The organism is Acidithiobacillus ferriphilus (genome assembly GCF_018854775.1).
Lineage (GTDB): Bacteria > Pseudomonadota > Gammaproteobacteria > Acidithiobacillales > Acidithiobacillaceae > Acidithiobacillus > Acidithiobacillus ferriphilus.
Genome location: NZ_JAAZTY010000144.1, coordinates 1 through 5,887, shown reverse-complemented (window position 1 = coordinate 5,887; position 5,887 = coordinate 1). Strand labels below are relative to the sequence as shown.

The 5,887-nt window shown below is 54.2% G+C and carries 7 protein-coding genes, 2 tRNA genes and 1 pseudogene; 8 read left to right on the top strand and 2 right to left on the bottom strand.

Going from position 1 to position 5,887, the window contains the following annotated elements:
* The 8 genes from pgsA to dusA all read left to right on the top strand — a co-directional run.
* A partial coding sequence (gene pgsA, locus HF921_RS10275) for a CDP-diacylglycerol--glycerol-3-phosphate 3-phosphatidyltransferase (RefSeq protein ID WP_215893767.1) occupies positions 1 to 493 on the top strand: 493 nt, incomplete at its 5' end.
* A gap of 22 nt (positions 494 to 515) precedes the next feature.
* Positions 516 to 590: transfer RNA gene (locus HF921_RS10270), tRNA-Gly, on the top strand.
* Positions 591 to 630: 40 nt separating this feature from the next.
* A tRNA-Cys gene (locus HF921_RS10265) sits at positions 631 to 704 on the top strand.
* Between the two features lie 401 nt (positions 705 to 1,105).
* Complete coding sequence (locus HF921_RS10260) at positions 1,106 to 1,492, top strand: DsrE/DsrF/DrsH-like family protein (RefSeq protein WP_215893766.1); 387 nt, start codon at positions 1,106 to 1,108, stop codon at positions 1,490 to 1,492.
* 40 nt (positions 1,493 to 1,532) lie between these two features.
* Positions 1,533 to 1,763, top strand: coding sequence for a sulfurtransferase TusA family protein (locus tag HF921_RS10255; RefSeq protein ID WP_064218829.1), 231 nt, complete (start codon positions 1,533 to 1,535; stop codon positions 1,761 to 1,763).
* 42 nt (positions 1,764 to 1,805) lie between these two features.
* Positions 1,806 to 2,945 carry an NAD(P)/FAD-dependent oxidoreductase gene (locus tag HF921_RS10250; RefSeq protein WP_064218828.1) on the top strand — a complete coding sequence of 380 codons (1,140 nt, stop codon included), beginning with the start codon at positions 1,806 to 1,808 and terminating at the stop codon, positions 2,943 to 2,945.
* 17 nt (positions 2,946 to 2,962) lie between these two features.
* Complete coding sequence (locus HF921_RS10245; protein WP_215893765.1) at positions 2,963 to 3,589, top strand: hypothetical protein; 627 nt, start codon at positions 2,963 to 2,965, stop codon at positions 3,587 to 3,589.
* A gap of 121 nt (positions 3,590 to 3,710) precedes the next feature.
* The gene (gene dusA / locus HF921_RS10240; protein WP_215892752.1) at positions 3,711 to 4,688 is read left to right on the top strand and encodes a tRNA dihydrouridine(20/20a) synthase DusA; all 978 of its coding nucleotides are present in this window, start codon (positions 3,711 to 3,713) and stop codon (positions 4,686 to 4,688) included.
* Positions 4,689 to 4,691: 3 nt separating this feature from the next.
* Here the strand turns inward: dusA and HF921_RS10235 are convergent, their stop codons facing one another.
* Positions 4,692 to 4,985: an ArsR/SmtB family transcription factor gene (locus HF921_RS10235; RefSeq protein ID WP_064218825.1), complete on the bottom strand. Its 294-nt coding sequence runs from the start codon at positions 4,983 to 4,985 to the stop codon at positions 4,692 to 4,694.
* 270 nt (positions 4,986 to 5,255) lie between these two features.
* Positions 5,256 to 5,887: pseudogene (locus HF921_RS10230) on the bottom strand (glucose-6-phosphate dehydrogenase); the annotation flags it as partial.

Sequence of the window (5,887 nt, the reverse complement as noted above, 5' to 3'; positions counted from 1 at the left end):
TTTCGCCGCCACCGCCATTTTTGCGGTAGCGGCGATTACGGATTGGGCCGATGGTTATCTGGCCCGACGCTATCATGGAGTGTCCCCCTTTGGTACCTTTCTGGACCCTGTTGCCGATAAAATCATGGTGATCACTGCACTGGTGCTCATCGCGTCTTCAGGAGAGATACCAAAGATACTGGCGGGTATTCTGATTAGTGTGATTATTGGCCGGGAAATCACCGTGTCAGCGCTGCGTGAGTGGATGGCAGAATTGGGGGAGCGCAAGAAGGTGGCTGTCTCCTGGCTGGGCAAGGCGAAGGCGGCTACGCAGATGATTTCGATTCTGCTCCTGGTCTACGAACGCCCTTTGTTTGGCCTGTCGGGACGCAACCTGGGCATTCTCCTCCTGATCGTGGCGGCGGCGATGACACTCTGGAGTATGGTAGGTTACTTACGCGCCGCCTGGCCCAGCCTGATGGCCAGCGGCGTCCGTCTTGACAAGGATGGGTGATCCCGGTAGTCTCTTCGCCCATGCGGGAATAGCTCAGTGGTAGAGCACAACCTTGCCAAGGTTGGGGTCGCGAGTTCGAGCCTCGTTTCCCGCTCCACAATCGGGGGAAAGCATTCAGCCTTTCCCCTTTCTTTTAAGGCTGGGTGGCAGAGTGGTCATGCAGCGGCCTGCAAAGCCGCGTACCTCGGTTCGATTCCGGGCCCAGCCTCCAAATATCGTTAAACGATTGGCGCGGTGGGCACCCTGCGAAGTCTGATTGCTTCCTGAGCAAGCTTGCCCTGCGAACACTGAATCAAAAATCCCTCTCCTGCTTTTACTGAAGACCCTGACTTTTCCATTACGCTGGATTCCGGCGGGGCGGGCGGTGTGTTCTCTCCCGCGCTGTATGTCGCAGCTATGCTGACTGAAGCACGAGGACGTTTATGAAGAATACCAAGTTCACTCAAACACTAGTATGTTCGACACTTGGTATCAACCTGAGAGATATCCGCGCTAGTTTACGCATATAGGATTATTCATTTTAATATTATGAATTGTAATATCTCCATAGAGATATTCGTACATGACCAAGTCTCCTGCTAAACTGCAGGCGTATATTTTTGGGGAGTCATCATGACCAAACTTTATATCATTTGTTTAAGCGGCGAGCGGGAGAAGTTGCAATTTGCGGCGATGGCGGCATCTGTAGCAGCCGTTTCGGGATCGGAAGTACATATCTTTCTGTCCATGAACGCCTTCCCCTATTTTGTGAAGGGACACCGCAAGGAGGCCCCGGCGGAAGGAGAGATGGGACAAATGATGGCCGGGCACAATGTGTCGCCGTTTTATCACATTTTTGGGCAAGCCGTGGAACTGGGGGATGCCAGGATATGGGCCTGTTCCATGGCCATGGATGTTATGGGGGTTAAGGCGGATGACATGGAGGATATTGTCGCCGGTCCCATGGGACTCACCAAATTTCTCAGCGATGCCGAAGGGGCGCAGATCCTTACTTTTTGAAGCGATAATCTAACAACAAGCGCGAGCGAAGGAGTAACAGATGAGTGAAAGAGTCGTGGATGCCCGCGGCAGTTTTTGTCCCGGGCCTCTCATGGAGCTGATTTCCACCATGAAGGTGATGAGTGTGGGCGACACCCTGGAACTGTTGTCCACCGATGCCGGCTCTGCCGCAGACGTGCCGGAGTGGATCAAGAAAGTCGGCCATGAAATGCTGGACACTGAACAGGATAGCGAAGGCACCTGGCATATCCGGGTTCGTAAAGCCAAGTAACGCGACGTCCAAATAGTGCAGAGACAAACAAGGAGTGACATCATGAGAGTTCTCGTCATCGGTGGGGGTATGGGAGGCACGATTTTTGCTAATCTTCTTGCCCGCCGCATTCAACAGGAAATGAAAACCGGGAAGGCCCAGATCACCATGCTCTCGGCCAGCCACGACCACGTCTATCAGCCTGGTTGGCTCTATGTTGCCATGGGGCGTGCGACCCCTGATGAACTCGTGCGCGAACAAGAAAGCCTGCTGGAGTCAGGCATTGAGTTCCATGTCGATCCCGTGGAGGAGTTTCATCTCGCCGACAACCATGTCAAGTGCAAGAGCGGCAAAGTCCATGAGTATGACATTATCGTCATTTCCACCGGCTCCCGTCCCGTGCCAGAAAATATTCCCGGCCTCAAGGAGAACTCCATCAATTGCTACACCGCGGAGAATGCTGTGGAGTTCTTCAAGCAACTCTCGGACTTCAAGGGCGGGCGCATCGCCGTCACCGTCGGTCTGCCGCACAAGTGTCCGATGATTCCACTGGAACTCACCTTCGCCATGCACGATTTCATCAAGGATCGTGGCCTGCTGGATAAAACCGAGTTCTACTACACCTATCCCATCGGTCGGGTCCATAGCTTGGAAAATGTGGCGAAGTGGGCGGCACCAGAATTCGACCGTATGGGAATCAAATATGAAACGCTCTTCAATATGAAGGAAGTCGACGGTAAAAACGCCGAAGTGCTCAGTGAAGAAGGTGCTGCCGTCAAGTATGACCTGCTGGTGGCTGTGCCGCCGCACAAGGGCCAGGAAGTCATCGAGAAGAACGGTCTCGGTGAGAATGGCTGGATTCCCACCAACCGCGCGTCCCTGCACATGGAAGGTGAACACGGTCAGAATGTCATTATCCTGGGGGACACCACCAACTTACCTATCAGCAAGGCCGGCTCGACGGCTCATTTTGAGGCGGAGACGGCAGCAGAAAATGTCGCGGCAACGATCAAGATAGGGCGACCGGTGCGCAGTTACGACGGCAAGGTCTTTTGCTTCATTGAAGCGGGCAAGGATCGCGCCACCTACGCCATGTTTGATTACCAAAACCCCCCGCAGCCCAAGGCGCCAAACGGTGCGGTCCATGCCTTTAAGATGGCCTATAACAAGCTCTATTGGGCCAGTGCCCGTGGTTTACTCTAAAGGAAAGGAGGTGATCTATGGCTGCCATAATATCAGAAACCACCCACGAAGAATCGCTATCCAAAGCCCAAGAGGCTTTGACGCGTTTGGTAGAAAACGGCGATCTGGAACGTATTGTGCACTTGGCGCGGCTCGCTGGGGCCGCTCAGGACTCCATGAGTGATGAAATAGTCGGGCGGCTGGCGGGGCTAGCCAGCGACGGACTCGATTTGCTGGACCGGATCAATCGCAGCCAGATCGTCCATGCCCTGCCTACCCTCTCCGTACTGCTGGAAAATGGTGACCTTGAGCGTATCGTGCATCTGGCGCGTATGGTCGGTGCCGCGCAGGACTCCATGAGCGACGAAATGCTGACCAGGATGGCGGGCATGGCCAGCGACGCCATGTGTCTGCTCGACCGTGCCACCCGTACCGGCGTCATGGACCGGCTGTTAGCTGTGGCGGAAAAAATGGATCAGGAGCACATCCTGACCGACTTCCTCTGCTGTCTGACTGGGGCTACTGAAGAAGCGGCCCATACCCCCGCACCCAAGGGTGGTATCAGTGGGCTCTGGGACCTCATGAAACAACCGGAAACCCAACAGACCATCCAGTTCCTCATGCTGCTCGGCAAGCACTTTCGCTCCTGTCGCCTCAAGCCCTGAGCAAGGGGATGATAGAATGTGCCTATCTGCTTGTCTTTCAAAGTAAACCGCGGTAGCCGATGCTCGCGCGACTTATGGCGGTCAGATACGGCATAATAATGTCGGGGAATGAGTTTGTCTTATGAATAACAATAAAAATATTAAATCAAACGACAAGATATTATCCGTAGCCCCCATGCTCGACTGGACAGATCGTCATTGTCGGTATTTTCTGCGTTTGTTATGCCCTTCCTGTGTGCTTTATACCGAGATGGTCACCACCAGTGCGCTTCTTCTGGGGCGTGATCCTGAGCGGTTTCTCGAATTCTCTGAGGCAGAGCACCCCCTGATTCTGCAGTTGGGTGGGGATGATCCAGTTGCGATGCGTGCGGCCGCGGCGATGGCGCATACCTATGGCTATGATGGGATCAATCTGAATGTGGGTTGTCCTTCGTCACGGGTGCAAAAGGGCCGCTTTGGGGCATGTCTGATGACGACGCCTGAGTTGGTCGCCGAGTTGGTGGCAGCGATGGGAGAAAGTGGCTTGCCTGTCAGCGTGAAACATCGTCTCGGCCTGGATCGGGAAGAGGATTACGCGACGCTGCGTGCTTTCATCGAAATCGTTGCGATGGCGGGATGCCGACACTTCATTGTTCATGCGCGTAATGCCTGGCTGAAGGGCCTCAGTCCGGCTGAAAACCGTGACGTGCCGCCCTTGCGCTGGGATTGGGTGCATCAGTTGAAAAAAGAACTGCCACATCTGACCATTGAGATCAATGGAGGCTTTAACGAATTGACGGCGGTGACGGCGCAATTTTCCGCAGTGGATGGGGTCATGATCGGGCGTGCGGCCTATCATCATCCCCTGCTGTTGGCGGAAATTGAACGTGCCATGGGGCGTAGGGAAACCCTGCCAGTGCCCGAAGTGATCTTGTCGGGGTTGATAGAATATGCGGAGCAATGGGGAGAGGCGTTGCCCGCACCGCGTTTGAGTCGTCATTTGCATGGGCTGCGCTTTGGGCAAAATGGCGCGGGGGCATGGCGGCGCTTTCTGGGTACAGCTGAAAGCGGTGAGAGCGCCGCAGAATTCCTGCGGCGCGGTATGCCGCTGTTAGATTGAAAGTCAGGCGAAGACGTGGTGGCTCATGGCCAGCAGACGCAGGGTGCGCTGATCGCGGATACGAAAGTACACACGGCTGGCTACCCGTCGCACCAGTACCAGGCCACTGTCCTGCAGTAGGGCAAGATGCTGTGATGCATTACTGTGGCTGGTATTGATGGCTTTTACGAGGTTTTGCATGCTCATTTCACCGCGCCCCAACAGGCAGATAATCTTGTACCGCAAGGGGTGAGACATGGCTTTGATAACCTCGGAAAGTTGTTGAATTTCGCGTTCGGGAATAATGGGATTTTGCATCGTTAAGCTCCTTTATGATCAGGTTTTGATCTTCGCTTAAGCTGCAAGCATGGATCATGCCATATCGTTTTAATGGTCTGAAATTATTATATTAAACTGAAAAAATACCCGGATAAATCATCCTCGTACCGGGCCTGTCTGTAGACTACTGGCTACGCTTTTCCGAAGGTTGCCATAGGGTTATTGATTTTTATATAGTTTTTTCTGTTTGCAACAGACGACAGGCGGGGTAATGGCGGAGCGCGGGTGGTCTCCGCCATTCGATTCGACTTAGATTTGATTGCGCCAGTACTGATCTTCTTTATCCATGATCCGGGTGGCCTCGTCTGGTCCCCAGGAGCCAGCGGGGTAGGTGAGGATATAGTCGGTTTCCCGTCCCCAGGACTTGATGATGGGGTCGACGACACGCCAGGCCCATTCGACCTCGTCAAAGCGAATGAACAGGGCTTTGTCGCCTTGCATCACATCCAGCAGCAGGGCCTCATAAGCATCAAGCTCCTGCTCCCCTTCTTTGCGGTAGGATGCGTTGAGTTGCACAGGGCGGACGCGCATTTCCAGACCGGGTTCCTTGATCTGGATTTCGATTTTAAGGCTTTCGGGCTCTAGGGAAAGTAATATCCAGTTGGGTTCAATGCGCTCAATGCTGGTTTCGCGAAAAAGTTGCTGTGGCGTATGGCGAAAGCGGATCGCAACGCTGGAGGTTTTGGCGGTGAGGCGCTTCCCAGTACGCAGGTAAAATGGCACGCCGCGCCAGCGCCAGTTATCGATGTAAAACTTGGCGGCGACAAAGGTTTCTGTTACCGAGTTGAGTTCAACACCCGCCTCGTCCTGATAGCCGGGAACATGTTTGTTGTGGACAATGCCAGGCCCATACTGCGCGCGCATGGCATAGGCGGTGACGG

What these genes read in the sequence shown, in the direction of transcription:
- HF921_RS10260 (WP_215893766.1), top strand. Translation starts at nt 1,106, where the DNA reads ATGACCAAACTTTATATCATTTGTTTAAGCGGCGAGCGGGAGAAGTTG.
- HF921_RS10255 (WP_064218829.1), top strand. Translation starts at nt 1,533, where the DNA reads ATGAGTGAAAGAGTCGTGGATGCCCGCGGCAGTTTTTGTCCCGGGCCT.
- HF921_RS10250 (WP_064218828.1), top strand. Translation starts at nt 1,806, where the DNA reads ATGAGAGTTCTCGTCATCGGTGGGGGTATGGGAGGCACGATTTTTGCT.
- HF921_RS10245 (WP_215893765.1), top strand. Translation starts at nt 2,963, where the DNA reads ATGGCTGCCATAATATCAGAAACCACCCACGAAGAATCGCTATCCAAA.
- dusA (WP_215892752.1), top strand. Translation starts at nt 3,711, where the DNA reads ATGAATAACAATAAAAATATTAAATCAAACGACAAGATATTATCCGTA.
- HF921_RS10235 (WP_064218825.1), bottom strand. Translation starts at nt 4,985, where the DNA reads ATGCAAAATCCCATTATTCCCGAACGCGAAATTCAACAACTTTCCGAG.